The organism is Streptomyces purpurascens (genome assembly GCF_045040895.1).
GTDB lineage: Bacteria > Actinomycetota > Actinomycetes > Streptomycetales > Streptomycetaceae > Streptomyces > Streptomyces purpurascens.
The window spans coordinates 4,368,863-4,393,903 of record NZ_CP108341.1 but is presented as its reverse complement, the minus strand read 5'-3'; the positions used below and the strand labels follow the sequence as shown (position 1 = coordinate 4,393,903).

25 protein-coding genes are annotated in these 25,041 nt (G+C 70.8%); 12 read left to right on the top strand and 13 right to left on the bottom strand.

The window, feature by feature from the left end:
• Positions 1-178: 178 nt before the first annotated feature.
• The 3 genes from OHU35_RS20005 to OHU35_RS19995 all read right to left on the bottom strand — a co-directional run bounded on the left by OHU35_RS20005 (position 179) and on the right by OHU35_RS19995 (position 3,043).
• A complete protein-coding gene (locus OHU35_RS20005) occupies positions 179-487 on the bottom strand; it encodes a hypothetical protein (protein WP_003991275.1) in 309 nt (102 codons plus the stop codon).
• Between the two features lie 435 nt (positions 488-922).
• Positions 923-2,212: a S53 family peptidase gene (locus OHU35_RS20000; RefSeq protein WP_189729587.1), complete on the bottom strand. Its 1,290-nt coding sequence runs from the start codon at positions 2,210-2,212 to the stop codon at positions 923-925.
• A gap of 228 nt (positions 2,213-2,440) precedes the next feature.
• Positions 2,441-3,043, bottom strand: a complete 603-nt coding sequence (locus OHU35_RS19995) for a TetR/AcrR family transcriptional regulator (protein ID WP_405506225.1) — start codon at positions 3,041-3,043, stop codon at positions 2,441-2,443.
• Positions 3,044-3,115: 72 nt separating this feature from the next.
• On the opposite strand from OHU35_RS19995, the gene OHU35_RS19990 reads away from it, so the two are divergent.
• The 3 genes from OHU35_RS19990 to OHU35_RS19980 all read left to right on the top strand — a co-directional run bounded on the left by OHU35_RS19990 (position 3,116) and on the right by OHU35_RS19980 (position 6,158).
• The gene (locus OHU35_RS19990; RefSeq protein ID WP_405506224.1) at positions 3,116-4,039 is read left to right on the top strand and encodes an oxidoreductase; all 924 of its coding nucleotides are present in this window, start codon (positions 3,116-3,118) and stop codon (positions 4,037-4,039) included.
• 186 nt (positions 4,040-4,225) lie between these two features.
• Positions 4,226-5,233, top strand: a complete 1,008-nt coding sequence (locus OHU35_RS19985; protein ID WP_229873384.1) for a bifunctional lytic transglycosylase/C40 family peptidase — start codon at positions 4,226-4,228, stop codon at positions 5,231-5,233.
• Positions 5,234-5,453: 220 nt separating this feature from the next.
• Positions 5,454-6,158: a phosphatase PAP2 family protein gene (locus tag OHU35_RS19980; RefSeq protein ID WP_405506222.1), complete on the top strand. Its 705-nt coding sequence runs from the start codon at positions 5,454-5,456 to the stop codon at positions 6,156-6,158.
• Between the two features lie 157 nt (positions 6,159-6,315).
• Here OHU35_RS19980 and OHU35_RS19975 read toward each other — a convergent pair whose 3' ends face one another.
• Together OHU35_RS19975 and OHU35_RS19970 are read right to left on the bottom strand one after the other, a co-directional pair.
• Entirely contained in the window at positions 6,316-7,872 is a 1,557-nt protein-coding gene (locus OHU35_RS19975) for an FAD-binding oxidoreductase (protein WP_405506221.1), read from the bottom strand.
• A 70-nt stretch (positions 7,873-7,942) separates the two neighbouring features.
• Positions 7,943-8,092: a hypothetical protein gene (locus OHU35_RS19970; protein ID WP_344986731.1), complete on the bottom strand. Its 150-nt coding sequence runs from the start codon at positions 8,090-8,092 to the stop codon at positions 7,943-7,945.
• 138 nt (positions 8,093-8,230) lie between these two features.
• Between OHU35_RS19970 and OHU35_RS19965 the strand changes: the two genes are divergently transcribed.
• Both OHU35_RS19965 and OHU35_RS19960 read left to right on the top strand, forming a co-directional pair.
• The gene (locus tag OHU35_RS19965; protein WP_189729574.1) at positions 8,231-9,082 is read left to right on the top strand and encodes a hypothetical protein; all 852 of its coding nucleotides are present in this window, start codon (positions 8,231-8,233) and stop codon (positions 9,080-9,082) included.
• 85 nt (positions 9,083-9,167) lie between these two features.
• On the top strand, positions 9,168-9,350 hold the full coding sequence (locus OHU35_RS19960) for a hypothetical protein (RefSeq protein ID WP_193479608.1): 183 nt from the start codon (positions 9,168-9,170) through the stop codon (positions 9,348-9,350).
• A 5-nt stretch (positions 9,351-9,355) separates the two neighbouring features.
• On the opposite strand, the gene OHU35_RS19955 is transcribed toward OHU35_RS19960, so the two are convergent.
• Positions 9,356-9,688, bottom strand: a complete 333-nt coding sequence (locus tag OHU35_RS19955) for a metal-sensitive transcriptional regulator (RefSeq protein WP_229873382.1) — start codon at positions 9,686-9,688, stop codon at positions 9,356-9,358.
• Positions 9,689-9,892: 204 nt separating this feature from the next.
• Here OHU35_RS19955 and OHU35_RS19950 point away from each other — a divergent pair, with 204 nt between their 5' ends.
• On the top strand, positions 9,893-10,513 hold the full coding sequence (locus tag OHU35_RS19950) for a DUF47 domain-containing protein (RefSeq protein ID WP_059418711.1): 621 nt from the start codon (positions 9,893-9,895) through the stop codon (positions 10,511-10,513).
• A 7-nt stretch (positions 10,514-10,520) separates the two neighbouring features.
• Entirely contained in the window at positions 10,521-11,519 is a 999-nt protein-coding gene (locus OHU35_RS19945) for an inorganic phosphate transporter (protein ID WP_189729570.1), read from the top strand.
• Between the two features lie 128 nt (positions 11,520-11,647).
• Here the strand turns inward: OHU35_RS19945 and pstB are convergent, their stop codons facing one another.
• From pstB to OHU35_RS19910, 7 genes are all read right to left on the bottom strand, one after another.
• Complete coding sequence (gene pstB / locus OHU35_RS19940) at positions 11,648-12,424, bottom strand: phosphate ABC transporter ATP-binding protein PstB (protein ID WP_189729568.1); 777 nt, start codon at positions 12,422-12,424, stop codon at positions 11,648-11,650.
• 43 nt (positions 12,425-12,467) lie between these two features.
• Positions 12,468-13,529 carry a phosphate ABC transporter permease PstA gene (gene pstA / locus OHU35_RS19935; protein WP_189729567.1) on the bottom strand — a complete coding sequence of 354 codons (1,062 nt, stop codon included), beginning with the start codon at positions 13,527-13,529 and terminating at the stop codon, positions 12,468-12,470.
• Positions 13,526-14,527: a phosphate ABC transporter permease subunit PstC gene (gene pstC / locus OHU35_RS19930; RefSeq protein ID WP_189729565.1), complete on the bottom strand. Its 1,002-nt coding sequence runs from the start codon at positions 14,525-14,527 to the stop codon at positions 13,526-13,528. Before pstC ends, pstA begins: the two co-directional genes overlap by 4 nt.
• Before the next feature lie 133 nt (positions 14,528-14,660).
• Entirely contained in the window at positions 14,661-15,785 is a 1,125-nt protein-coding gene (gene pstS / locus OHU35_RS19925; protein WP_189729563.1) for a phosphate ABC transporter substrate-binding protein PstS, read from the bottom strand.
• A gap of 179 nt (positions 15,786-15,964) precedes the next feature.
• Positions 15,965-16,429: an NUDIX hydrolase gene (locus OHU35_RS19920; protein WP_405506217.1), complete on the bottom strand. Its 465-nt coding sequence runs from the start codon at positions 16,427-16,429 to the stop codon at positions 15,965-15,967.
• 28 nt (positions 16,430-16,457) lie between these two features.
• Positions 16,458-17,534 carry a CHAD domain-containing protein gene (locus OHU35_RS19915; RefSeq protein ID WP_189729560.1) on the bottom strand — a complete coding sequence of 359 codons (1,077 nt, stop codon included), beginning with the start codon at positions 17,532-17,534 and terminating at the stop codon, positions 16,458-16,460.
• Positions 17,515-19,884, bottom strand: a complete 2,370-nt coding sequence (locus tag OHU35_RS19910; RefSeq protein ID WP_189729558.1) for an RNA degradosome polyphosphate kinase — start codon at positions 19,882-19,884, stop codon at positions 17,515-17,517. Before OHU35_RS19910 ends, OHU35_RS19915 begins: the two co-directional genes overlap by 20 nt.
• A 441-nt stretch (positions 19,885-20,325) precedes the next feature.
• Between OHU35_RS19910 and OHU35_RS19905 the strand changes: the two genes are divergently transcribed.
• The 5 genes from OHU35_RS19905 to OHU35_RS19885 are packed head-to-tail and all read left to right on the top strand — an operon-like array spanning position 20,326 to position 24,707.
• Positions 20,326-20,868: an RNA polymerase sigma factor gene (locus tag OHU35_RS19905; protein WP_359893061.1), complete on the top strand. Its 543-nt coding sequence runs from the start codon at positions 20,326-20,328 to the stop codon at positions 20,866-20,868.
• Positions 20,865-21,701, top strand: coding sequence for a zf-HC2 domain-containing protein (locus OHU35_RS19900; RefSeq protein ID WP_405506215.1), 837 nt, complete (start codon positions 20,865-20,867; stop codon positions 21,699-21,701). The genes OHU35_RS19905 and OHU35_RS19900 overlap by 4 nt, the downstream gene beginning before the upstream one ends.
• The gene (locus tag OHU35_RS19895; RefSeq protein WP_189729546.1) at positions 21,698-22,558 is read left to right on the top strand and encodes an ABC transporter ATP-binding protein; all 861 of its coding nucleotides are present in this window, start codon (positions 21,698-21,700) and stop codon (positions 22,556-22,558) included. Before OHU35_RS19900 ends, OHU35_RS19895 begins: the two co-directional genes overlap by 4 nt.
• A complete protein-coding gene (locus OHU35_RS19890) occupies positions 22,555-24,072 on the top strand; it encodes an ABC transporter permease (protein WP_405506213.1) in 1,518 nt (505 codons plus the stop codon). The genes OHU35_RS19895 and OHU35_RS19890 overlap by 4 nt, the downstream gene beginning before the upstream one ends.
• Positions 24,060-24,707, top strand: coding sequence for an ABC transporter (locus tag OHU35_RS19885; RefSeq protein WP_229873378.1), 648 nt, complete (start codon positions 24,060-24,062; stop codon positions 24,705-24,707). The genes OHU35_RS19890 and OHU35_RS19885 overlap by 13 nt, the downstream gene beginning before the upstream one ends.
• The last annotated feature ends 334 nt before the right edge of the window (positions 24,708-25,041 follow it).

The following is a 25,041-nucleotide window of genomic DNA, read 5'->3' as shown; positions in this document are numbered from 1 at the left end:
AACACTTGGTACCGGTCGTACTTCTCATACTCCTCGTACGACGGTAGCCGTGCTGGTTCCCGCGCGGGCGCGGTGTGGTGACTCGACATCAGGGAAACGCAACCTCAGCCGGTGGGCACGACGGGCGGGTGGGATGGAGAGGAGCCGGGCGTGCCCGGCCGGGCGGACGGTGCCCGGGCTACACGGCCATGCCGTACACGATGGTGAACAGCGTGCCGAGGGAGCCGATGATGAAGACTCCTGTGAGGCCGGCGATGATGAGGCCTTTGCCCTGTTCCGCGCTGAAGGTGTCCCGGAGGGCAGTGGCACCGATGCGCTGCTTGGCCGCGCCCCAGATGGCGATGCCGAGGCAGAGCAGAATGGCGACCGCCATCACGACCTCGATCATCACCTTGGCCTCGTTGCCCAGGCTGCCGAAGGGGCCCCAGTCCGGAGCGATCCCGCCGATGATCGTGTTGATGTCTCCCTTATCGGCCGCAAAGAGCATGTAAGTCACCGCCCCTGTTGGGTAGTTCCGTACCCTCTGCGGTCGTGCAGAGGTCAGGCCTCATTCTCGCCGACAATGACGCTGTCGGATGTCGACTTGGCGTCATTGATTGGCGGGTTTCGTACGAATACCTTGCCACCGTTCCGCGCCGGCCCCTAGGGGAGGCGACGGACGGTGTGCGAAGGATCGTATGGTCACTCTGTGTATCACGGCAGGTCACGACGGGCAATGAGGCCTGAGCGAAACCTGTCGTGAGGTTCCGTCGTTGTGCCTTTTTACGTCCCATGTCACCTTTACGGACCGTTTTTGACGGTCGGTCGGGTGAGTGGTCGCGCCCGTGTTCTCCGGGTGAAGGCTACCGAACGCGGCGAACGGGCCGCGGCTGGGATGCCGCGGCCCGTTCCTCGGTGACGTTCTGTCACAGGATCGGAAGGGTCAGCCGGTGAAGGCGCCGAGTCCCTCGGGAGTGCCCCAGCCGGTCGGGCCGTCGTAGCCCGTCCGGGCGGTGCAGAAGTAGCCGGTGGTGCAGCTGCCGTTGGAGCCGCTGGTGACGTCGTTCAGGGCGGAGGTGTTCGCGTAGGGGAACTTCGCCGGGTAGGAGCCGCTGGACGGGGTGCCGGCCAGGGCGTAGACGCTCGCGATGATCGGGGCGGAAGCGCTGGTGCCGCCGTAGGTCGCCCAGCCCTGGCCGTCGGCGCCGTAGGTGTCGTAGACGGAGACGCCGGTCGCCGGGTCGGCGACGGCCGAGACGTCGGCGATCATGCGCTTGGCGCAGCCGGTGTCGGTCTGCCAGGCCGGCTTGGTGTCGTAGGCGGAGCAGCCGGATCCGGTGCCTTCGGTGCCGCTGGTCCGCCAGACGCTCTCGGTCCAGCCGCGGCTGGTGGAGGACGTGGAGAGCTTGGTGCCGCCCACGGCCGTCACGTACTTGGAGGCCGCCGGGTACTCGGCGCCGTAGCCCGCGTCGCCCGCGCTGACGGTGATGGCGACGCCCGGGTGGTTGAAGTACGAGGAGTCGTACGTCGCGTCGGAGGAGGACTCGCCGCCGCCGTAGCTGTTGGAGACGTACTTGGCGCCCAGGCCGACGGCCTCGTTGACGGAGGTGCCCAGGTTGGCCATGGAGGCGGACTTGGCCTCGACGAGGGTGATGTGGCAGTTGGGGCAGATGGCGCTCGCCATGTCGAGGTCGAGGGAGATCTCGCCGGCCCAGCCGCTGTCGGCGGTGGGCAGGGAGGTGGTGGAGCCGGTCTGGCTCACCTTCTTGAAGCAGCCGTTCGCCGTGGTGCAGGCGGGGAGGCCGTAGTGCGAGCGGTAGGTGGCGAGGTCGGACTCGGCGTTCGGGTCGTCGTAGGCGTCGACGATGGCGATGGTGCGGCCGGAGCCGTTGCTCGCGGCGGCGGAGGTCAGGCCGTAGGCGTCCTGGAGGTCGGAGGGGCCGTAACCGGAGGGGGCGGTGGCGTCGGCGGCCCGGGGGGAGATGCCGTGCTGTTGCTGGAAGGCGGTGCGGCCGCCCGTGACGCGCAGGGCGTCGCAGGCCATCTCGTTCGTGTGCCGGGGGAGGGCGCAGGAGCGGGTCCAGGTGACCTTGGAGGAGTTCTCCCGGGCCTGGGCGGTGGTGGCGGCCGTGGCGAGGCCGGTGAGCAGGAGCGCGGCGGTGGCGATGACGGCGGAGCCGGTGCGGCCCCATCTACGGCGGGTGGAGGGGGTGTCGGGCGATGTCGTGCGCAAGGTACAGCCTCCTGGCAGTGGTGGACAGAGGCCTGCGGGTGGGGGATCCGCCGGTGTGGTTCCCGGCGGGGGCGGCGACCCGCGACGACGATCGCTTGTTGAGTACGTGACAACAAGACGGCTTTCGGAATCCTGACTTCCGCATTGCTGAAGGGGGTGCCGGGCTTACCGATCGGTGACGGGTCGATGGCCGGAGGATGGGTGCGGCTTGACCCAAGGGGGCCCGGTTCAGCGGGGCTTGAGGCCGTGCAGGAGGAGGTGGACGAGCTCCTCGATGCCGTCCAGGGCCGCCTCGGGGGCGAGCATGCCGCCCGCCGCGAAGGAGGCGACGCCCTGGAGGGTGGCGCCGGTCAGCAGGGTGAGGTGCTGCGGGTCGCCCGCGATGATCTCGCCGCGCTCCTGGGCGTCGGCGATGACCCGCTCCAGGGAGCCCACCGTCCGGTCGACGGCCGCGGCCATCTGCTCCGAGGCGTCCGGCTCGTGCTTGCGGGCGTACATGAGCTCAAGCAGCTCGGCGTTGTCGATCGCGAAGGCGAGATAACTCCGGGCGAGGGCGGTGAGCCGCCGCTCCAGCGGGAGGGTGGCGTCGTCGGCGCTGTCCAGGGCCTGGCCCAGCCGGTCGTATCCGGCGAGCGCCAGGGCGTTGAGCAAGGCCTGCTTGTCCTTGAAGTGGCGGCCCGGCGCGGCATGGCTGACGCCGGCCTCGCGGGCCAGTTCGCGCAGCGAGAGCGCGCCGGTCCCCTTCTCCCGCAGGGTGCGCTCGGCGCCGGCGAGCAGGGCGGAGCGCAGGTCTCCGTGGTGGTAGGGGCGGCTCTCGGGCATGCGCACCATCGTATCCCGATGTTGATGCCGCCATCATTGTTGTCGTTGACAGCATTGTTGTCGGCGCCTACATTCGAGGGTATGGCTGAGCAGAACACGAAGAGCAACGAGACAGGGAACGCGCGCCGCCTGCCGGACCTCACCGGCCGGACCGTCGTCGTCACCGGAGCCAACAGCGGCATCGGTCTCACGGCGACCGAGGCGCTGGCCCGGGCCGGGGCGCACGTCGTCCTCGCGGTACGGGATCCGGAGCGGGGGCGGGCCGCGGCGGCGTCCGTGCGCGGCAGCACCGAGGTGCGGCGCCTGGACCTGGCGGACCTCTCCTCCGTGCGGGAGTTCGCCGAGGCCTGGCGGGAGCCGCTGCACGCGCTGATCAACAACGCCGGCGTGATGATGCTCCCCAGGCAGCGCACCAAGGACGGCTTCGAGATGCAGTTCGGCACGAACCATCTCGGTCACTTCGCCCTGACCAACCTGCTGCTCCCGCACATCACCGACCGTGTCGTCACGGTCTCCTCGGGCGCCCACCGCTGGGGCGGCGCGACGATCGGCTTCGACGACCTGGGCCTGACGGCGAACTACACTCCGCAGCGCGCCTACGCCCAGTCCAAGCTGGCGAACCTCCTGTTCACCCTGGAACTCCAGCGCCGGCTGGCGGAGTCGGGCTCCACCGTCCGCGCCCTGGCCGCCCACCCGGGCTACGCGGCCACCAACCTCCAGAGCCACGCGGCCAACCCGGCGGCGCGCGCCTTCATGCGCCTCGGCAACAGGTTCCTCGCGCAGGACGACCGGGCGGGCGCCCTCCCCACCCTCTACGCCGCCACCCAGGACCTGCCCGGTGCGAGCTACGTCGGCCCCGACGGCCTGGGTGAGATGCGCGGCGCCCCGACCCTGGTGGGCCGCTCCCGGGCGGCCAGCGATCCGCTGACGGCCCGTCGGCTGTGGCGGGTGTCGGAGGAGCTGACGGGCACGGTGTTCCCGCTGACCGTGGGGGAACCGGCGTAAGAGGGGTGAGCCACCCGCTCCTGTGCCGACCCCGTGCGCCGGATTCCCCGGGCGTGCTTCCGCCGTGCGCCCGTGCCGTGGCCGGTTCTTCTTTCCGCCCCCGACTCTCCTCTTCGTGATCATTCCTGAGTGCGGCAGCCCCCTCTACACTGACCAGGCGACGGACTCGCGTGCGGTGAGGGGCGGTTGACGGTGCGTAAGGCATGGATCGTGGCGGGTGTTGCGATCAGCTCCGCCCTGGCCTTCGTGATGCTGCTCGTCGTCGGGGTCTACATCGTCGCCGGGAACCTGGCCAACGGCGTGGGCGGTGGGGCGAAGGCGCTGGCCAAGGGGGCGGTGCCCGCCGCGTACTCGAACCTGGTGCAGAAGTGGGGCAACCTCTGCCCCGCCATCAGCCCGGCCCTGCTCGCCGCCCAGCTCTACCAGGAGAGCGGGTTCAACCCGAGGGCCCAGAGCCACGCCGCCGCGCAGGGGATAGCGCAGTTCATCCCCGGAACCTGGGCCTCGCACGGCATCGACGGGGACAAGGACGGGGACCGGGATGTGTGGGACCCCAAGGACGCGATTCCCTCTGCCGCGTCGTACGACTGCGAACTCGCCTCGTACGTGAAGAAAGTCGGCGGGAATCTGACTGAAAACATGCTGGCCGCGTACAACGCCGGGGCGTACGCGGTGATCAAGTACGGGGGCGTGCCGCCGTACAGCGAGACCCGGAACTACGTGAAGCGGATCACGACGCTCTCGGAGAGCTTCGCGGCGCCCGTCGGGCGGGTCGACCCCTCCGAGCAGGCCGCCGGCGCGATCGAGTACGCGCAGAAGAAGCTCGGCACGCCCTATCTGTGGGGCGGCACCGGTACCGCTGAGCAGGGCGGACGCTTCGACTGCTCGGGACTGACCCAGGCCGCCTACGAGACCGTGGGCATCAAGCTCCCGCGCGTGGCCAACGACCAGTACAACGCGGGACCGCACCCGAGCCGGGACGAACTGCTCCCCGGCGACCTCGTGTTCTTCTCGGACGACCCCACCAATTCACGGGCCATCCGGCATGTCGGTATTTATGTCGGAGGCGGGTACATGATCGACGCGCCGCGTACAGGTGCTGTGATCCGGTTCGACCCGATCGACACCCCCGACTACTTCGGAGCCACGCGAGTCACCGAAGATGGCGCGAAAGCACTGCCCACGACGGTGTGAGCCGAGCGTGAACCCACCCCCTGAGCTGCGAAGACGTATCTCTCTTCGATAACGTCTGCGTGATCATTCGGTGGAGTGTGGAACGTATCAACGGGGACCATGCGTTCCTGATGACGTAGCCGAGCGGACGTCAGTGCGGAAGCGGATCTACAACCACGGGGGTGGCAGGAGCGGCGCACGCACAGGTGCGCCCGCGAGACGACGAAGGGGCCGCAGCACCATGGCTGGACTCGCCGAATCCGGGTCGAACCCTGACGTCGACCTGCTCTACGACATCAATGGCCTGGCCAAGGATGCGCCAGGGTGGTTCGACCGGGTCATGGAGTTCGTGGGCGAATACGGGCTTCTGCTCGCCATCGTCCTGCTCGTGGTCTGGTGCTGGTGGACCGTGCGGCGCCGGGGGGACGAGGACGCGGCGTCCTCCGTCGCGGCGCTGGTCTGGGCGCCGTTGGCGGCGGGGATCGCCGTGCTGGTGAACGTCCCGATACGGGGGTTCGTGGAGCGGCCGCGGCCGTTCCTCGACCATCAGGGGCTCGAGGTGCTCGTCTCCGGCAAGACCGACTACTCGTTCGTGAGCGACCACGCGACGATCGTCATGGCGATGGCGGTGGGGCTGTTCGTCGCCCATCGGAAGTTCGGGCTCGTCGCGTTGGTGCTGGCGGTGTTCGGCGGGTTCATCCGGGTCTACATGGGTGTGCACTATCCGACGGATGTCGTGGGCGGGTTCGCGCTGGGGACGGCTGTGGCGTTGCTGTTGTCGCCGGTGGCCATGGCGTTGTTGACGCCGGTGGTGCGGGCGGTTGAGCGGTCGCCTCGGGTGGGTTGGCTTGTGCGGGGCCGCGGGCGCGGGGCCGGTGACGGGGAGGGTGCGGTGATTCCCGGGGCTCGGCGGGAGCAGGCTTCTGAGCGGGACCTTGCTGCGTAGTGACCGGCGGTTTTGCTGGGGCCGGGTGGGTGCGCAGCCCGGCGGAGCGGGGTGCCGCTGCGCCCACCCGTGCCGCCCCTAGCGGCACGCATGCCCGCAGCGGGGGGCGGCACGCATGCCCGCAGCGGGGGGCGGCACGCATGCCCGCAGCTCAGTCCTACAGCGCCTGCGGGTACGTGAAGAAGCGGGTCGGGTCGTACTCGTTCTTGAGGTTCTTCAGGCGGGTCGCCGCGTCTCCGTAGTACGCCTTGCGCCAGTTCGTCAGGGTCGGGTCCGTGTAGTTCTGGTAGGCCGCGCCTGAGGCGTGGGGGCGCATGGACTTGTGGGCCGAGGCCAGCCAGTCGCGGGCCGTGGCGCCCGTCGTGCCCGGACGCCAGGCGGCGATGTACTGGGCCAGCATGCGGGAGCGGCGGTGGACGAAGGCCGTGGAGGTGGGGGAGACGCGGTTGACCGCTCCGCCCAGCGCGGTGAGGGCGATGCTGCCCGTGCCGCCGCGTACCGAGCTGATCTGGGACAGCAGCGTGCGGATGCCGGCCGCGGAGAGGGAGCGGTCGAAGAAGTCGGACGCCGCGGCGTAGGTCTCGCGGCCCAGCGCGCCCTTCGGGGAACGGCCCGGGGTCGAGCCGGGCAGATGGCACTGGGCGTCCGTCGGGAACGAGGAGCAGCCGGCGTACACCTCCATCGACTCCTCGTAGGAGCGCCGCTTCAGGGAGACGCTGCTCGCCGGGGCGCCGACGCGGTCGGCCAGGCGGTCGACCGCGTTCTTGAGCTCGCCGTAGGTGCCGAGGGAGAAGGCCGCGACGGAGACGGTCGGCCTGCCGCCGGCGGCGCTCGCCAGATGGAGGGACGACCAGATCTCGTCCGGCTGTGACGGGCCCCACTCCTGCCAGGCCTTCACCACCGCGGCCGCCTTCGAGGAGGGCCACGACATATACGCCGAGACGCCCTGCGGGGCCGGGTGGGTCTTGAAGTGCAGTTCCGTCACGACGCCGAAGTTGCCGTTGCCGGCTCCGCGCAGGGCCCAGAAGAGGTCCTTGTTCTCACGGGCGTTGGCGGTGAGCTGCTTGCCGTCCGCGGTGATCAGCGTGGCCTGGGTGAGGCTGTCGCAGGTCAGGCCGTACGCGCGGGAGACCACACCGTGTCCGCCGCCGAGGGTGAGGCCGGAGACGCCGACGGTGGGGCAGGAGCCGGCGGGGATCGTGACGCCCTTCGCGGTGAGGGCGCGGTAGACGTCGATGAGTTTGGCGCCGGCGCCGACCACCGCGGTGCTGCCGGAGGCCCGGACGCGGTTGAGTTTCGAGACGTCGATGATCAGGCGGCCGTCGCCGGACGACCAGCCGGCGTAGGAGTGGCCGCCGTTGCGGATGGCCACGCGCAGGGCGTGGGCGCGGGCGTAGGCCAGGGCCGTGCGGATGTCGTCCGGGTGGTCCACGTACGCGACCGCGGCGGGCTTGAGGCTGTCGAAGCGGGTGTTGTAGAGCTGCCGGGCCGTGGTCCAGGCGGTGTCGCCCGGGCGGACGAGGGGGCCGTCGAGGTCGCGGGCGAGGGCGCACCAGTTGGCGGCGGTGACGTTCGACTTCGTGCTCGTGGCCGCGGTCCTGGCGGTGGCTCTGGCCCCGGAGCCCGTGTCCGACTTCGTGCAGGCGGTGGTGAAGGGTGTCGCGGCCGCGGCTATGCCTGCCGTGCCGGCTGCGAGGAATGTACGCCGTTCCATGGGGCCTCCCGGTGGTTCCGTCGTGGGAGACGGGGCCGTGGAGGTGGGGGTTCCATGGTGTTCGGCCTTGTCAGCCCGCCGCGTGCTTCTCCGCGTCCGTGCGCGCCTGGCTTCTCGCTCTTCTGGCCGGGCCTCGCCAGCCGCAGGTGCAGTGGGCCATGCAGAAGCGGCCCTTCTCCGTTGTGCTCGTGAGGTGTTCCGGCCCGTCCTGCTGCGCCACGCGGACCACGTTACCCATCGCAGGTAAAGGGTTCGCATGGCGGCTGCCGCGTGCTCGCGTGACGGGGGCACATACCCGTCGTTATCCGGAACAACGAGGGGGCCCGTGACGGACGTACCGGCTGGGGGTAGGCAGGCGATGACTGGGCGGCAGCGGGAACGGTGGCACAGGCGCACGGGTGCGGCGGTCGCCGCGGCCGGCATCGTGGCCGGGGTGGGACTGGGGGCCGGCGGGTGTGCGGGCGGTGACGCGGCCGCCGGGGACTCCCGCGGCGGGGACGCGGTCGTCGTGCTGCACCGGGCCGCCGACCGGCTGGTGGAGGCGGGGAGTTCGAAGGCCCGTACGTCGATGGAGATGGCGGCCGGCGGGACCCGGGTGACCATCCGGGGCGCCGGGGTCTACGACTACCGGGAGCGGATGGGGCGGCTGAGAGTGCTGCTGCCGCAGGATCCCGCCGGGGCCATGGAGCATCGGCCCATCACCGAACTGCTCGCGCCCGGGGCGTTGTTCATGAAGAACCGGGGCGCCGGTGTGCCGCCGGACAAGTGGGTGCGGGTGGACACGCGGACCCTGTCCGACGGGAACCTCGTCACGGGCGGGGCCACCGATCCGTTCGCGGCGGCCGAGGTGCTGCGCGGGACGCGGTCGGCGACCTACGTGGGCAGGACCGAGGTCGCGGGCACCGGGGTGCGGCACTACCGGGGGACGGCCGATCTCGGGGACGCCGCGCAGCGGGCCTCCGGCAGCAACAAAGGGGCCCTGGCCGCGGCGGCTAAAGGGTTCGCCACGGCCGAGGTGCCGTTCGACGCCTACCTCGACGACGAGGGCCGCATCCGCAAGGTCCGGCACCGGTTCAGCTTCGTGGGCGGGCAGCAGAAGAGCCCCGTCGCCGTCGCCTCGACCACGCTGCTCTACGATTTCGGGGCCTCGGTGCGCGTACGGTTGCCGGACGACGACGACATCTACGCGGGCAAGATCGCCGAGAACTGACCGGCGTGAACTAGCCCGTCCGTGCCATGCGCGGTGTGTAGGCCGCTCCCTACTCTAGGAAGTCGGTAACGGCAGAGACGAGGTGATGCACGTGGCTCCGGTCGGCGGTACGGCAGTTCAGGACCACGTGGCCCTCGCCGAGATCGAGCTGTGCGGAGAGCTGATCATCGCGGCCTCGGCCGCGCACGAGGAGCGGCTCAGCCTGGAGAGCATCGACGAGGTGCTGAAAGTGGCCGAGGAACGCAACGCCTCGGCCTCCAGGCGGTAACCGGCTCACGTCCGCAGCATGCGGGCGATCGCCTGGGTCGCCTCCTTGACCTTCGCGTCGATCTCGTCACCGCCCTTGAGGGCCGCGTCCGCGACGCAGTGGCGCAGGTGCTCCTCCAGCAGCTGCAGGGCGAAGGACTGCAGGGCCTTGGTGGAGGCGGAGACCTGCGTGAGTATGTCGATGCAGTAGACGTCCTCGTCGACCATGCGCTGCAGGCCGCGGATCTGGCCCTCGATGCGGCGCAGGCGCTTGAGGTGTTCGTCCTTCTGCTTGTGGTACCCGTGAACACCGGCGTCGGTGACATTTCCGACATCGGTGGTGTCGGTCACGTCCGTCATCGGGTCCTCCTGGTGGGCAGTGAGCCGACATATACCCCTAGTGGGTATATGGTACCGAACTTTGCTGGGTATACGGCCCCTCGGACCGCCCCCGTGCTCACCACTGTGCCCGATGGGCGACACTGGGGGGCGGCCCGATAGCCGTGGCCGGATGATGCGCCTAGCATCGGCCTGACCGAAACCGAAGCACCCCGAGGACCCCACGTGCGCTTTCGTCTGACCCCCAGGGAGACGAGCTTCTACGACATGTTCGCCGCTTCCGCGGACAACATCGTCACGGGCTCGAAGCTCCTGATGGAACTGCTCGGGGCGGACGCATCCGCCCGGGCCGAGATCGCAGAGCGTATGCGGGCAGCGGAACACGCAGGTGACGATGCCACGCACGCGATCTTCCACCAGTTGAACTCCTCGTTCATCACGCCGTTCGACCGCGAGGACATCTACTCCCTCGCCTCGTCCCTCGACGACATCATGGACTTCATGGAGGAGGCCGTCGACCTGGTCGTCCTCTACAACGTCGAGGAACTGCCCAAGGGCGTCGACCAGCAGATCGAGGTACTGGCGCGCGCTGCCGAACTGACGGCCGAAGCCATGCCGCATCTGCGGACGATGGAGAACCTCACCGAGTACTGGATCGAGGTCAACCGGCTGGAGAACCAGGCCGACCAGATCCACCGCAAGCTGCTCGCGCACCTCTTCAACGGCAAGTACGACGCCATGGAGGTCCTCAAGCTCAAGCAGATCGTGGACGTGCTGGAAGAGGCGGCGGACGCGTTCGAGCACGTGGCTAACACGGTGGAGACCATCGCCGTCAAGGAGTCCTGAGCCCCACATGGACACCTTCGCTCTGGTCGTGACCATCGCGGTCGCGCTCTTCTTCACGTACACCAACGGCTTCCACGATTCGGCGAACGCGATCGCCACGTCCGTGTCGACGCGGGCGCTGACGCCGCGGGCCGCGCTGGCCATGGCCGCGGTGATGAACCTCGCCGGCGCGTTCATGGGCTCCGGGGTCGCCAAGACCGTCAGCGAGGGGCTGATCCAGACGCCCGTCGGGTCGAAGGGGATGGGGATCCTCTTCGCCGCGCTGGTGGGTGCGATCGTCTGGAACCTCATCACCTGGTACTTCGGGCTGCCTTCTTCCTCCTCGCACGCGCTGTTCGGCGGCATGGTGGGTGCGGCGCTGGCCGGCGGGACGACGGTCTACTGGAGCGGGGTGCTGGACAAGGTCGTCATCCCCATGTTCATCTCCCCGGTGGTCGGTCTGCTGGTCGGCTATCTGGTGATGACCGCGATCATGTGGATCTTCCGCAAGGCCAACCCGCACAAGGCCAAGAGGGGTTTCCGCATAGCCCAGACCGTCTCGGCCGCGGGTATGGCGCTGGGGCACGGTCTGCAGGACGCGCAGAAGACGATGGGCATCGTGGTGATGGCCCTCGTCATCGCGGATGTCGAGGACTACGGCGATCCCATTCCGGTGTGGGTGAAGATCGCCTGCGCGGTGATGCTGTCGCTGGGCACGTACGCCGGTGGCTGGCGGATCATGCGGACGCTGGGACGGAAGATCATCGAGCTGGACCCGCCGCAGGGGTTCGCGGCGGAGACCACGGGCGCGTCGATCATGTTCACCACGGCGTTCCTGTTCAAGGCGCCGATCTCCACGACGCATGTGATCACGTCCGCGATCATGGGCGTGGGCGCGACGAAGCGCGTGAACGCCGTGCGGTGGGGCGTCGCCAAGAACATCATTCTCGGCTGGTTCATCACGATGCCGGCGGCCGCGCTGGTCGCCGCGGCGTCGTACGGGATCGTGAGCCTCGCCTTCCTCTAGGCGTCCGTCGAGATCGCCGAACACCTTCAGCACGCGAAAAGGCCCGCCCCTGGGAGTAGGGGCGGGCCCTTTTCGGCCTCGCGGTGGCACCGCCATGCAGCACCGCGAGGAGTCTCGGCGGGGCCGGATCAGCCGAAGCGGCCGGAGATGTAGTCCTCCGTGGCCTGGACCGACGGGTTGGAGAAGATGCGCTCCGTCTCGTCGATCTCGATGAGCTTGCCGGGCTGGCCGACCGCCGCGAGGTTGAAGAACGCCGTGCGGTCGGAGACGCGCGCCGCCTGCTGCATGTTGTGCGTCACGATGACGATCGTGTAGCGCTCCTTCAGCTCGCCGATCAGGTCCTCGATGGCGAGGGTGGAGATCGGGTCGAGCGCCGAGCAGGGCTCGTCCATGAGGAGGACGTTCGGCTCCACCGCGATCGCCCGCGCGATGCACAGGCGCTGCTGCTGGCCGCCGGAGAGGCCCGAGCCGGGCTTGTTCAGGCGGTCCTTGACCTCGTTCCAGAGGTTCGCGCCCTTGAGCGACCGCTCGACGATGTCGGAGAGCTCGCTCTTCTTGTAGCTGCCGTTCAGCCGCAGCCCCGCCGCCACGTTGTCGAAGATCGACATCGTGGGGAACGGGTTCGGGCGCTGGAACACCATGCCGACCTCGCGGCGCACGGACACCGGGTCGATGCCCGACCCGTAGAGGTCCTCGTCGTCCAGCAGGACCTTGCCCTCGACCCGGCCGCCGGACGTCACCTCGTGCATGCGGTTCAGCGTGCGCAGGAACGTCGACTTGCCGCAGCCGGACGGGCCGATGAACGCCGTCACCGAGCGCGGCTCGACGGTCATCGAGATGTCCTCGATCGCCTTGTGGGAGCCGTAGTAGGCGGTGAGTCCGCTTACGTCGATTCGCTTGGCCATTAGTACGTCACTTCCAGACTCAGACAGTCGCTGTATGGCCGCGTCAGCGACCGGTCTTCGGGGCCTTCCAGCGGGCGATCCCGCGGGCCACCAGGTTCAGGAGCATCACGAAGGCGATGAGGGTGAGCGACGCCGCCCAGGCACGGTCGTAGGCCGCACCGGAGCCCGCGCTGTTCGCGTACTGCTGATAGATGTACAGCGGCAGCGAGGCCTGCGCACCCTCGAAGGGGTTGGCGTTGATGAACGCGTTGCCCCACACCAGCAGCAGGACCGGGGCGGTCTCGCCGGTGATGCGGGCGATCGACAGCATGATGCCCGTGGTGATGCCGCCGATGGAGGTCGGCAGGACCACCTTCAGGATGGTGCGCCACTTCGGGATGCCCAGCGCCAGGGAGGCCTCGCGCAGCTCGTTCGGGACGAGCTTGAGCATCTCCTCTGTGGAGCGGACGACGACCGGCATCATCAGGATGGCCAGGGCCAGCGAGCCGGCGAAGCCGAAGGGCTGCATGTCGAACATCAGCATGAGGCTGAGGATGAACAGACCCGCGACGATCGACGGAATGCCGGTCATGACGTCGACGAAGAACGTGATGGCCTTGGAGAGGTTCCCCCGGCCGTACTCCACGAGATAGATCGCGGTGAGCACGCCGATCGGCGCGGCGATCACCGTGGCGAGACCGACCTGCTCCAGGGTGCCGAGGATGGCGTGGTAGATACCGCCGCCGGGCTCGGTGTCGGCGACGACGCCCATGGAGTGCGTCAGGAAGTAGATGTCGAGGACCTTCACACCGCGTGTGACGGTCGACCAGATCAGCGAGGCCAGCGGTACGACCGCGAGCAGGAAGGCGACCCACACGAAGGAGGTCGCGATGCGGTCCTTGGCCTGGCGCTTGCCCTCGACGGCCGTGGCGATGCCGTACGTGCCGAAGAGGTAGAGGAGCGCGGCGATCAGGCCCCACTGGACCCGGCTGTGCAGGCCGCCGGCGAGGCCGATGCCGATCGCGACGGCGACGGAGCCGGCGGCGATGGCGTACGGGGCCCACTTGGGCAGGCGGGCGCCGCGCAGGGTGCTGGGGCCCTTGGGGGCGATGGTTGCGGTGCTCATGCGTTGGCCCCCGAGTACTCCTTGCGGCGGGCGATGATCGCGCGGGCCGCGCCGTTGACCAGCAGGGTGATGACGAACAGGACCAGACCGGAGGCGATCAGCGCGTCCCGGCCGAACTCGGTGGCCTCACCGAACTTGCTGGCGATGTTCTGCGCGAACGTGCCGCCGCCCGGGTCGAGCAGGCTGGTCTCGATCAGGAAGGTCGGGGAGAGCACGGTGGCGACGGCCATGGTCTCGCCGAGGGCGCGGCCGAGGCCGAGCATCGAGGCGGAGATGACGCCGGAGCGGCCGAAGGGCAGGACCGCCATGCGGATCACTTCCCAGCGGGTGGCGCCGAGCGCCAGGGCCGCCTCCTCGTGCATCTGCGGGACCTGGCGGAAGACCTCGCGGCTCACGTTGGTGATGATCGGCAGGATCATGATCGCGAGCAGGATGCCGACGGTCAGCATGGAGCGGGGGGCGCCGCCCTCCCAGGAGAAGATGCCGGTCCAGCCCAGGTAGTCGTTCAGCCAGCTGAAGAGGCCGGTCATGTTCGGCACGAGGACCAGCGCGCCCCAGAGGCCGTAGACGATGGACGGCACGGCGGCGAGCAGGTCGATCACGTAGGCGATCGGGCCCCTCAGCCGGCGCGGGGCGTAGTGCGTGAGGAACAGCGCGATGGCGACGGCGATCGGGACCGCGATGACCATGGCGATGATCGAGGAGACCACCGTGCCGAAGGCCAGGACGGCGATGCCGAAGTTCGGCGGGACGAGGTTGGTGTCCCACTCGAACGTGGTGAGGAAGTTGCCCTGGTCCTTGCTGATCGCGAGGGAGGCGCGGTAGGTGAGGAAGGCCGCGATCGCGGCCATGATCACCAGCAGCAGGATGCCCGAGCCGCGGGAGAGACCGAGGAAGATCCGGTCTCCGGGCCGGGTGGCCCCGCGCGCCGCGCGCTTGTCGGTGGCCGGCTGCGGAGCGGGGGGAGGTGCGTCGGTTATCTGTGTGGATGTGTCCATCAGGTTCTCCGGTCTGCGGAGCCGTACGCGGTGTGCGATGGCTCTGCGGAGCCGTACCGGAGGTACGGCCACTGGCGGCGGTGCACCGGACGGTGCGGCCCGGTCCCGGGGAGGGGACCGGGCCGCACGCGGGTCAGCTCAGGCCTTCGACGGTGGTGCGGACCTGGGAGATGATGTCGGCGGGGATCGGCGCGTAGTCGGCCTCGGCGAGGATCTTCTGGCCCTCCTCGGAGGCGATGTAGCGCAGGAACGCCTTGGTGGCGGGCAGCGTCTCGGCCTTGTTGCCCTTGTCGCAGACGATCTCGTAGGTGACGAGGACCATCGGGTAGGCGCCCTCGGCCTTGGTGCCGTAGTTCAGCTCCAGCGCGAGGTCCTTGCCCGTGCCGACGACCTTGGCCTCGGAGATGGCCTTGGTGGCGTTCTCGACGGTGGCCTTGACCGGCTGGGCGGCACCCGTGTCGAGGTCCACGGTCTTCAGGCCGTCCTTGGCGTACGACAGCTCGAAGTAGCCGATGGCGCCGTTGGTCTGCTTCACCTGCTGGGCGACACCGGAGGAGCCGGAGGCGGACTGGCCGCCCTTGGCCTGCCAGGTCTTGCCGCCGTCGTAGGGCCAGTCCTTCTTGGCGGTGTCGATCAGGTACTTGGTGAAGTTGTCCGTGGTGCCGGAGTCGTCCGAGCGGTGGAACGCCTGGATCTTGAGGTCCGGAAGCTTCGCGTCGGGGTTCAGCTTCTTGATCTGCGGGTCGTTCCAGTTGGTGATCTCGTTGTTGAAGATCTTCGCGAGGGTCGCGGCGTCGAGGACGAGGTTGTCGACGCCGTTGACGTTGTAACCGACCGCGATCGGGCCGCCGACCATCGGCAGGTCGATGCCCTGGCCGCCGGTGCAGACCTTCTTGGAGGCCGTGACCTCGTCGGGCTTCAGGGCGGAGTCGGAGCCGGCGAAGGCGACCTGGCCCTGCGTGAACGCGGTGACGCCGGCGCCGGAGCCGCCGCCCTTGTAGTTGATCTGCGTGCCCTGGCAGGCGGCCGTGAACTGCTTGACCCAGGCGTCGATCGCGTTCTTCTGCGCGGACGAGCCGTCGGCCAGCAGCTGGCCCTTGGCGTCGTCGCACTTGATGCTGCCGGGCTTGGCGGCCGCGGACGAGCCGCCGCTGCTGGTGCCCGTGTCGTCGGAGCCGCACGCCGTGAGGGCCAGGGCGCCGGAGACGGCGAGAGCACCGAGAGCGAGGGCCCGCCGGTTCATGCGCTGAAGCTTCACTTGAGTTCCTTCCAGGAGCCGCCGTCCTGATTTCGGCGGCGTGCGGAGAGTCCGGGTGACGCGCGACGCTGACACGCGGCAGGCGCGGTTCGCGTCGGGTAAGGCTGAAATTAGGCAGATCAGGTGAAGCCGCCGCTGGCCATAAATGAACGAGGGGTGAACCCCTGCCGAAGGTGTGGTTAGGTCACGGAACGCTTACGGGGAGAGCACGTGCGGGTTCCGCTTTCCGGCGCGGGTAACGCGAGCAGCGCGTCGACCAGGGGGCGGTCGTGGGGCTGTGTGAGACGGGCGCGGGCGGCGGCGGGGGTCAGCCACAGGACCCGGTCGACCTCGTCCGACGGGGAGAACTCGCAGGTCATAGCCTCGGCCGCCCAGTAGCGGACCTGCTTGGGGCGGCCGTTCGCCAGGTAGCGCTGGGTGGGCAGCTCGGCGCCCGGCACGGCCCGGCAGCCCGTCTCCTCCGCCACCTCGCGCAGGGCACCGGTGAGCGCCTCCTCGCCGCGTTTGAGCTTGCCCTTCGGCCAGGACCAGTCGTCGTATTTCGGCCGGTGGACGAGGCAGACCTCCAGCTCGCCCGTGACGGGGGAACTGCGCCACAGGACGCAGCCCGCCGCCTGAACAGTGGTGTCGTCGGGGGAGCTCACCTGACCGCCTCCTCGGTGGCGTGGCCGGTCATGACGTGCTGACGGTTTCCTTCTGCCAGCACTGCTGAAACGCGAATCGGGCCGCTTCCACCTCGTGCCGCTGGTCGGCGTGGAGCACGCCGAGCGCGTACGCCGTCGCGGGGGCGATGCGGGGGGTGCGGGCCGCCTGGGCCGCCGCTGCCGCCGCCTCCGAGGCGTCGCGGTGGCGGTTCAGGGCCTGGCCGGCGGAGAGCAGACGCAGGTCGACGACGGCGTTGCCGTCGGTCTCGCCGCGCAGGGCCTCGCGGGCGTAGCGGTGCAGGCGCAGCAGCAGGCGGACCTGGTGCCAGGGGGCGTCCTGCGGGTGCGGGACCGTGTCCGGGGACAGGCCGTGGACGAGGGCCGAGGCGTTGTACGGGTTTCCCGCGGTGACGAGGGGGAGGGCGGCCACGGCGTCCGTGAGGCGGCCCTCGGCCGACGTGGCGAGGGGGCGGAGGTCGGTGGTGACGGCGGTCTTGGTGAGGGGGACCTCGCTGGCCAGGACCGCGACCTTGTCCGCGATGGCGTGGAAGCGGCTGCTGCCCAGGGCCTGCAGGGCCGTGGAGTGGGCTCGGGTGCGGGCGAGGTTGAGCTGGCGGTCGAGCAGGGCGCCCGCTTTGGCCGCGCCGACTGTGAGGTTGCCGCGTTCCGGCGCGGAGGTCTGGTGGGCCGGGGCACTGGCCTTGGTGGGTGCCGCCGCGGCTGCCGTTTGCCCTGGGAGCGCCGTGGAGCCCGACAGGCGGTGCAGGGCGTTCAGCAGGCGTTCCAGGCGGGAGGTGTACGCGTGTTCCATGGCCAGGGTTCCCGAGACCCAGGCCAGTTCCGGGCGCATGCCCTCGCACCAGTCCGTGTCCAGGAGGGACTGGAACGTGTGCAGGCTGGCGCTGATACGGCGGGCCGAGCGGCGCAGGGCGCGCGCCGCGTCGGCGGACCCGTCCGAGGCGCCGGCGCCCGGCCCCGTCTCGCGGTGCAGGCGCAGCGCTCGGAGGAACTCCGTGGCCTGGGCCCGCAGGTAGCCCGCGAGGGCGTCCCCGGTGGGGGCGGGCCCGGTCAGGGGGGTCGTCGGGTCAAGGTGTCGCTGTGCCACGCCGGCGCCTCCGCGCGTCTATGAGCATCTCCTGGACGTTGCGCAGAGGCTGGCCGTCCGCGTCGGTCGCATGCCGCGTCCAGTCGCCGTCCGGACCGAGATGCCAGGAGGCGGTGCCGTCGGACATGCCGGTCTCCAGCAGCCGGTTCAGGGCTGCCCGGTGGGCCGGGTCGGTGACCCTGACCAGGGCCTCTATCCGGCGGTCGAGGTTGCGGTGCATCATGTCGGCGCTGCCGATCCACACCTCGGGCTCGCCGCCGTTGCCGAAGCCGAACACCCGGGAGTGCTCCAGGAAGCGGCCGAGGATCGAGCGGACCCGGATGTTCTCCGACAGGCCCGCCACGCCCGGGCGCAGCGCGCAGATGCCGCGCACCCACACGTCCACCGGCACGCCCGCCTGGGCCGCGCGGTAGCAGGCGTCGATGACGGCCTCGTCGACCATCGAGTTGACCTTGATACGGACGTGCGCGGGCCGTCCCGCGCGGTGGTGCTGTATCTCCTTGGTGATCCGCGCGACCAGGCCGTCGCGCAGCGACTTGGGGGCGACCAGGAGACGGCGGTAGGTCTCGCGGCGGGAGTAGCCGGAGAGACGGTTGAAGAGGTCCGAGAGGTCCGCGCCGACCTGGGGGTCGGCCGTGAGCAGACCGAGGTCCTCGTAGAGGCGGGCCGTCTTCGGGTGGTAGTTGCCGGTGCCGACGTGGCTGTAGCGGCGGAGCGTCTCGCCCTCCTGGCGGACCACCAGCGAAAGCTTGCAGTGGGTCTTCAGACCGACCAGGCCGTAGACCACGTGGCAGCCGGACTCCTCGAGCTTGCGCGCCCACTTGATGTTGGCGTGCTCGTCGAAGCGGGCCTTGATCTCGACCAGGACCAGGACCTGCTTGCCGGACTCGGCGGCCTCGATGAGGGCGTCGACTATGGGGGAGTCGCCCGAGGTCCGGTACAGGGTCTGCTTGATCGCGAGGACGTCCGGGTCGCCGGCCGCCTGCTCCAGGAAGGCCTGGACGGAGGTGGAGAACGAGTCGTACGGGTGGTGCAGCAGGACGTCCCGCTCCCGGAGCGCGGCGAAGATGTCCGGCGCGGACGCCGACTCGACCTCGGCGAGGTCGCGATGGGTGCCGGCGACGAACTTGCGGTACTTCAGCTCCGGGCGTTCCAGGGTGGCGATCCGGAACAGGCCCGTGAGGTCCAGCGGGCCCGGCAGCGGGTACACCTCGGCCTCGCTGATCTTCAGCTCGCGGACGAGCAGGTCCAGGACCTCGCGGTCGATGGACTCCTCGACCTCCAGGCGCACCGGCGGCCCGAAGCGGCGCCGCATGAGCTCCTTCTCCAGGGCCTGGAGCAGGTTCTCCGCGTCGTCCTCCTCGACCTCCAGGTCCTCGTTCCTGGTCAGGCGGAAGGCGTGGTGCTCCAGGACCTCCATGCCCGGGAACAGCTCCTCCAGGTGGGCGGCGATGACGTCCTCGATGGGGACGTAGCGGCCCGGGGAGCTCTCCAGGAACCTCGACAGCAGCGGCGGCACCTTCACGCGGGCGAAGTGCTTGTGGCCCGTGACCGGGTTCCGTACGACGACGGCCAGGTTCAGGGACAGGCCGGAGATGTACGGGAAGGGGTGCGCCGGGTCGACCGCCAGCGGGGTCAGCACGGGGAAGATCTGGTGCCGGAACAGGGTGAACAGGCGGGCCTGCTCCTTCTCCTGCAGTTCGTTCCAGCGGACCAGGTGGATGCCCTCCTCCGCGAGGGCGGGGGCGACGTCCTCGTGGTAGCAGGCGGCGTGCCGGGCCATGAGCTCGCGGGAGCGGGCCCAGATCATCTCCAGCACCTCGCGGGGCTGGAGGCCGGAGGCGGAGAGGGTGGCCACGCCGGTGGCGATACGGCGCTTCAGACCGGCCACCCGGACCATGAAGAACTCGTCCAGGTTGCTGGCGAAGATCGCGAGGAAGTTGGCCCGCTCCAGCAAGGGGGTGTTCGGGTCCTCGGCGAGTTCGAGAACGCGCTCGTTGAACGCGAGCCAGCTGCGTTCCCGGTCGAGGAACCTGCCCTGCGGCAGCGCGGGGGCGCCGTCGGCCTGCGACTCCTCGTACGCGTCGAGGTCGGCGTCGATGTCGGGTTCGAGGTCGGAGACGGCCGCCGCGATGGTGTGCGGGCGGTGGGCCGCGATGGAGCCCACGGAGGGCTGCGCGTGCTGGACCTGTGCCTGGGTGTTCGGCTGGCTCATGGACCCATTCTTCCGCGCCGCGAGCATCACGGGCGCGTCGGACAGCGCGGGCGGGAGCGGGGGCGTCACATGAGTGTTCCCGTTCCCCGCAGGCCCCTCTCGGGGTGGCGAAGGCTCTGGCACGGCGGGATTCATTGCCCGAGCGTCGCAAGCTCGTCTGAATCGATGGTTACGGAGACATGACGTGCGGGATAGCGGGGGGCGGCTCGCGGGGGTCCGGACCTTGCCCACAGCCTGTGGATGGTCCCTGGTGCCCCGGCCTGTCCGGAGTGTCTCCGAGAGGCGGGCCGCGCGTCCACTCCTCGCGGGAGGAGGCGGGGGGCGGCTCAGGGGGAGGCGGCGGGGCAGGCGGCGGCCGGTTTCCAGTACGGAAGCGGCCGATTTCCAGGTACGGAGGGGGCCAGAAGGGGGACGGCCGGGGCCGGGGCACCGTTGGCCCGCCGGTGCTCGGGGGCGGGCACGGCCAGGGGGCGGGCATCGGTTGCGGGTGCCCGACGGGCGTCGCCCGTCCAGGAGGGCCGGAAAGTCGTGCGTGGTTTCGTGAACCGTTCGCACCGGGTGGTCCGATGAGGAGACGTGAGCGAAACGAGAAGCGACGGGGAGCTGCTGCGGGCCATTGCCGCGGATGCCGACCGGCGTGCCTTCGAGGAGCTGTACCGGCGGTACGCGCCATGGCTCCGGGCCCGGTTGCGGGGGCGGTGCGCCGATCCGGGGGTCGTCGACGACGTCGTACAGGAGACGTTCCTCGCGGTGTGGCGGGGCAAGGCCCGCTATCGGGAGGACGTCGATGTGGCGGGGTGGCTGTGGCGCATCGGGTCGCGGCGGCTGGTGGACGCGCTGCGCGGTGACGGGGCACGGGGGCGGGTGCGACAGGCCCTGGCGCGGCTGCGGCACCGGGACGAGGTCTCGGCGGAGGAACGCGTGCTCGCGGGGGTGGAGCACGGGGACCTCGCCGGCGCCCTCGTCCGGCTGTCGCCGGAGCTGCGGGCGGTGCTGCAGGCGACGGTCATCGACGGGCTCACCACCCGGGAAGCGGCCGTACTGCTCGGAATTCCGCCGGGGACGGTCAAGACGCGGGCGATGCGGGCTCGCAAGCAGTTGCGGGAGGCGTTGGCATGAGTTGGCATGTGCCGGAAGAGGACCTGCGCGCCTATGCGCGGGGGGAGTTGGCGGCGCCGGCTCTGTGGTCCGCCGATGCGCACCTGGGAGCCTGTGCCCGGTGCCGGGAGGCGCTGGGCGAGGTCAGTGACCCGGTCGCCCTCGACGCGGGGTGGGAGCGGCTCGACGCCGAGCTGGACGCGCCCCGGACGGGGGTGCTGGAGTCGCTGCTCGTGCGGCTCGGGGTGCCCGGGCACATCGCGCGGCTGCTGGCGGCGGCACCGGTGCTGCGGCGGTCCTGGCTGGGAGCCGTCGTCGCCGTGCTGCTGCTGAGTGTGGTGGCGGGGCATGTCGTACGGGGCGGGGAGTCCCCCACGCTGTTCCTCGCGCTCGCGCCGCTGCTGCCGCTCGCCGGGGTGGCGTTGTCGTACGGGCCCGCGCTGGATCCGACGTACGAGATGGCCGTCGTCGCCCCGATGCACGGGTTCCGGCTGCTGATGATCCGGACGGTGGCCGTGCTGGGCGTGGTGCTGGGCCTGAACGGGCTGGCGACCCTCGCGCTGCCCGCGTACGGGCTGGGTGCGCTGGCCTGGCTGCTGCCCGCGCTGGCGCTCACCGCGACGGGGCTCGCGCTGACGCCGCGGCTGGGGCCGGTGCTCGCGCCGTCGCTGGTCGGCGGGGCGTGGGTCGGGCTGCTGTTGCTGGCCGATGCCCTGCGAGCGGGCGCGCAGACGCCGCTCGCGCCGTTCACCGTGGCCGGGCAGGGCGTGTCGGCGGTGGTCGCCGCGCTCGCCGCCGGGCTGCTCTTTCTGCTCCGTGACCGATTCGACCTCTTTCAGGGACGTGCCGTATGACCGTCACCGTGTCCGCCTCCGGGCTCGGCCTCCGCTACGGAGGCACCCGCGCCCTCGACGACGTGTCGCTGCGGCTGTCCGCCGGCGTCACCGGACTGCTCGGGCCCAACGGCGCCGGCAAGACCACGCTGCTGCGCGTCCTCGCCACGGCCCTGCCCGCCGACCAGGGCGCCTTCACCGTGCTCGGACATGACCCGGGCACCGCGCGGGGCCGGCAGGAGGTGCGGCGCAGGCTGGGTTACCTGCCGCAGACGCCGGGGTTCCATCCGGACTTCACGGCCTTCGAGTTCGTCGACTACGTGGCGATCCTGAAGGAGATGACCGGTCGAGCCGACCGGCATCGGGAGGTGCGGCGGGTGCTGGAGGAGGTGGGGCTGGCCGACGTACGCGGGAAGCGGATCCGGAAGTTGTCGGGCGGGATGCGGCAGCGGGTCGGACTCGGAGCCGCCCTGGTCGGTGACCCCGGGTTCCTGGTCCTCGACGAGCCCACCGTCGGGCTCGATCCCGAACAGCGCATGCGGTTCCGGGAGTTGATCGCGGGGGCCGGGGAGGGGCGCACGGTGCTGCTGTCCACCCATCAGACGGAGGACGTGGCGATGCTCTGCCACCGTGTGTTGGTCATGGCCGGTGGCCGGGTGCGGTTCGAGGGCACTCCGGCCGAGCTGACCGCGCGGGCCGCGGGGCGGGTGTGGAGCAGCACCGAGCGGGACCCGGGCGCGAAGGCGGGATGGCGCACGGGGACCGGCTCCTTCCGGAACGTGGGGGATCCGCCGGACGGCGCCGAGCTTCTCGAACCCACCCTGGAGGACGGCTATCTGCTCACCCTCGACGGTGACGCCGTGGAGGTGGCGGCATGACCGCGGTGATGGAGAAGCCGGTCGCGTCCGACGAGCGGGCCGAGCGGGGTGGGCCGTGGGCCGCCGTGGTCGCCCTGGCCGTGTTCGAGACGCGTCGGCTGCTGACGAGGCTGCCGGTGCTGATCGCCTTCGCCGCCTACGGCGGCTGGACCGTTTGGCGCTCCGGGAGGGACTGGGGAGGCTATCCGGCCCTCCAAGACGCCGACCGCGCCACCCAGAGCGCGCCGATGCTCGTCGGGCTCGCGGTGCTGCTGTGCGTCAATCGCGCGGCGCTGCGCTCGCGGCGGCACGGGACCGAGCATCACTTCGCGGTGCTGGTCCTCCTGCCGTGGCGGCGTACGGCCGCCCATGCGCTGTCGGTCGTCGCCGCGGCCCTGGTCACCGGCGTGTGTGTGGCCGTGCAGTTCGGCCGGGAGGCGCTCCGGCCCGGCGCGATCGGGCACGGTTCGGTGGGCGAACTGCTCGTGGGGCCGCTGACCGTGCTGCTGTTCGGGCTGGTCGGGCTGCTCGTGGCAGGGCTGGTGCGGTCCGCTCTCGGCGCGCCGTTGCTGGTCGTGTTCCTCCTGTTCGTGTTCCTCTTCTTCTCGGGCATGAGCGACGGCGGGAGGCGGTGGCTGCTGCCGGTGGTCGCCGAGGCGAGCGCCAACACCCTGCCCTCCGACCTGCTGGGCCGGCCCGCCGGCTGGCACGCCCTGTACCTGGCCGGGCTGGCGCTGAGCGTGGGCTTGGTGGCGGTGCTGGTCGCCGGCGGCCGCAAGCCGGTGGTCGTGGCGGGTGTCGCCGGGGCGCTGGCCATGACGCTGGTGGGCGGGGTGGCCCAGACGGGCGGCGACTCGCCTGAACTGGTCCGGGCCCGTGAACGGGCCACGACCAACCCCGAGCAGGTGCGGTCCTGTGTCCGGCGGGACGGGTCGACGTACTGCTCGTTCCCCGAGTGGGGGCCGCGGGTCGCGGACTGGGCCGGGGTGGTGGACCGGGTGCGGTCCCTGGCCGGGGGTGGCGCGCAGGATCAGGAGGTCGTCGTACGCCAGCGGGTGGAGGCCCGCTACGGGACCTCCGGCGATGGTGCGCTGATGCCGCTGGAGCGGCCGCACGAGGTGACGGTGGGCACCCAGTGGGGCGGCAACCGCGTCCCCGAGTTCTCGGCCGCCGTCGCCGGAGTGCTGGTCGCGGGCAATGAGAAGGCCTCGACCTCGATGTGCGACGGCCGCATCGTCACCGTCATGTGGCTGGCCCTGGGCTGGGAGTCCGACCCGGTGGCCGCGCTGCGCCGGGTCCGGCTCGACGACAGCGACACCGGCTCGGCCCTCGTGCTCCAGCCGACGCACGGGCTGTACATGACCGACGCCCAGACGGAGGTGCTGCGCGCGCTGCTCGAACAGCCCCGGGGCGAGGCCACCGCGCGGGTGAAGGACCACTGGGCCGAGCTGACCGAGCCCAAGGTGACGGCGGCCCGGGCCGCGGACCTGCTGGGCGTGGCCGCACCCGAGGGAGACGACAAGTGCCTCGACTGAGCGGGGATCTGATCGTTGCCGCCTGCCGGACCCTGCCGTTGGGTCTGGTGGCGGCGGCCGGCGGAACGGGGCTGCTGATGGCCGCGCTGTCGCGGACGACCGGCGAGGCGGGGGAGTGGCTTGCGCTGCCTCTGCTCCGAGTGGCGATCCTGGCCTTCGCGATGGGCCTGGTGTTCCTTCTGGACGATCCGGCCCGGCACACCACGGCCACCGTGCCGACCCCGCGCCCGGTCCGTATCGCGCTGCGGGTGGGGCTCGTCGCGCCGGTCGTGGCCGCCTGGTGGACGGCAGCGCTGCTGCTGGTGCCGCGGGACCTACGGCCGCCGGTCGCCGACATCACGCTGGAGGCCGGGTCGGCCTTCGCGCTGGCGGTGGCCGCCGCGGTGGTCGCGGTGCGCCGCAGCGACATCGCACGGCCCGGGCCGCGGCTCGCGGCCGGCCTGTTGACCTCGGCGATGCTGGCCCTGCTGTTCTGGCCCGGGCGGTGGGCGCTGTTCGTGCCGGTGCAGGACGAGCGGTGGGCGGCGGCGCATGATCGGTGGGCGGTGGTGGCGGTCGCGGCCCTTCTTGTGGGGGTGCTGGGGGCGGGGGAGCCGGTGCGGCGCTGGTCGTGGCCGGTGGTGCGGGGGCGGTGACGGGCCCTGCGAGGCACCGGCCCGCTATGCGGCTCGGAGTTCAGGAACGGTTCGAAGAGCAGCCGCCGTGCTCCAGCGGGCGCGGCCTCATCATCTGGGCGGGGAGAGAAGACGCCGTTGTCAGCCGCTCTGTCGTCGTGCCGCCCCCCCCGCGCGGCACGTCGGCGATCGTCCGACATCAGCCATGCCTCCGCGTCCCGCCGGATCCGCGCCGCGTCGCAGCTCTCGTACTCCCGGATCACCGACCTGATCGTGCCTCGCTCGCGGTACTCGTCCATGATCGCGACATGCTCCGGCAGGCGTACGAACGCCGCCAGGGCTCGCCGCTCGGTCC

What these genes read in the sequence shown, in the direction of transcription:
- OHU35_RS19990 (WP_405506224.1), top strand. Translation starts at nt 3,116, where the DNA reads ATGGCTGAGCAGAACACGAAGAGCAACGAGACAGGGAACGCGCGCCGC.
- OHU35_RS19965 (WP_189729574.1), top strand. Translation starts at nt 8,231, where the DNA reads ATGACTGGGCGGCAGCGGGAACGGTGGCACAGGCGCACGGGTGCGGCG.
- OHU35_RS19945 (WP_189729570.1), top strand. Translation starts at nt 10,521, where the DNA reads ATGGACACCTTCGCTCTGGTCGTGACCATCGCGGTCGCGCTCTTCTTC.
- pstA (WP_189729567.1), bottom strand. Translation starts at nt 13,529, where the DNA reads ATGAGCACCGCAACCATCGCCCCCAAGGGCCCCAGCACCCTGCGCGGC.
- OHU35_RS19980 (WP_405506222.1), top strand. Translation starts at nt 5,454, where the DNA reads ATGGCTGGACTCGCCGAATCCGGGTCGAACCCTGACGTCGACCTGCTC.
- pstC (WP_189729565.1), bottom strand. Translation starts at nt 14,527, where the DNA reads ATGGACACATCCACACAGATAACCGACGCACCTCCCCCCGCTCCGCAG.
- pstB (WP_189729568.1), bottom strand. Translation starts at nt 12,424, where the DNA reads ATGGCCAAGCGAATCGACGTAAGCGGACTCACCGCCTACTACGGCTCC.
- OHU35_RS19955 (WP_229873382.1), bottom strand. Translation starts at nt 9,688, where the DNA reads ATGACGGACGTGACCGACACCACCGATGTCGGAAATGTCACCGACGCC.
- OHU35_RS20005 (WP_003991275.1), bottom strand. Translation starts at nt 487, where the DNA reads ATGCTCTTTGCGGCCGATAAGGGAGACATCAACACGATCATCGGCGGG.
- OHU35_RS19895 (WP_189729546.1), top strand. Translation starts at nt 21,698, where the DNA reads ATGACCGTCACCGTGTCCGCCTCCGGGCTCGGCCTCCGCTACGGAGGC.
- OHU35_RS19900 (WP_405506215.1), top strand. Translation starts at nt 20,865, where the DNA reads ATGAGTTGGCATGTGCCGGAAGAGGACCTGCGCGCCTATGCGCGGGGG.
- OHU35_RS19995 (WP_405506225.1), bottom strand. Translation starts at nt 3,043, where the DNA reads ATGGTGCGCATGCCCGAGAGCCGCCCCTACCACCACGGAGACCTGCGC.
- OHU35_RS19960 (WP_193479608.1), top strand. Translation starts at nt 9,168, where the DNA reads ATGCACGTGGCTCCGGTCGGCGGTACGGCAGTTCAGGACCACGTGGCC.
- OHU35_RS19890 (WP_405506213.1), top strand. Translation starts at nt 22,555, where the DNA reads ATGACCGCGGTGATGGAGAAGCCGGTCGCGTCCGACGAGCGGGCCGAG.
- OHU35_RS19975 (WP_405506221.1), bottom strand. Translation starts at nt 7,872, where the DNA reads ATGGAACGGCGTACATTCCTCGCAGCCGGCACGGCAGGCATAGCCGCG.
- OHU35_RS19910 (WP_189729558.1), bottom strand. Translation starts at nt 19,884, where the DNA reads ATGAATCCCGCCGTGCCAGAGCCTTCGCCACCCCGAGAGGGGCCTGCG.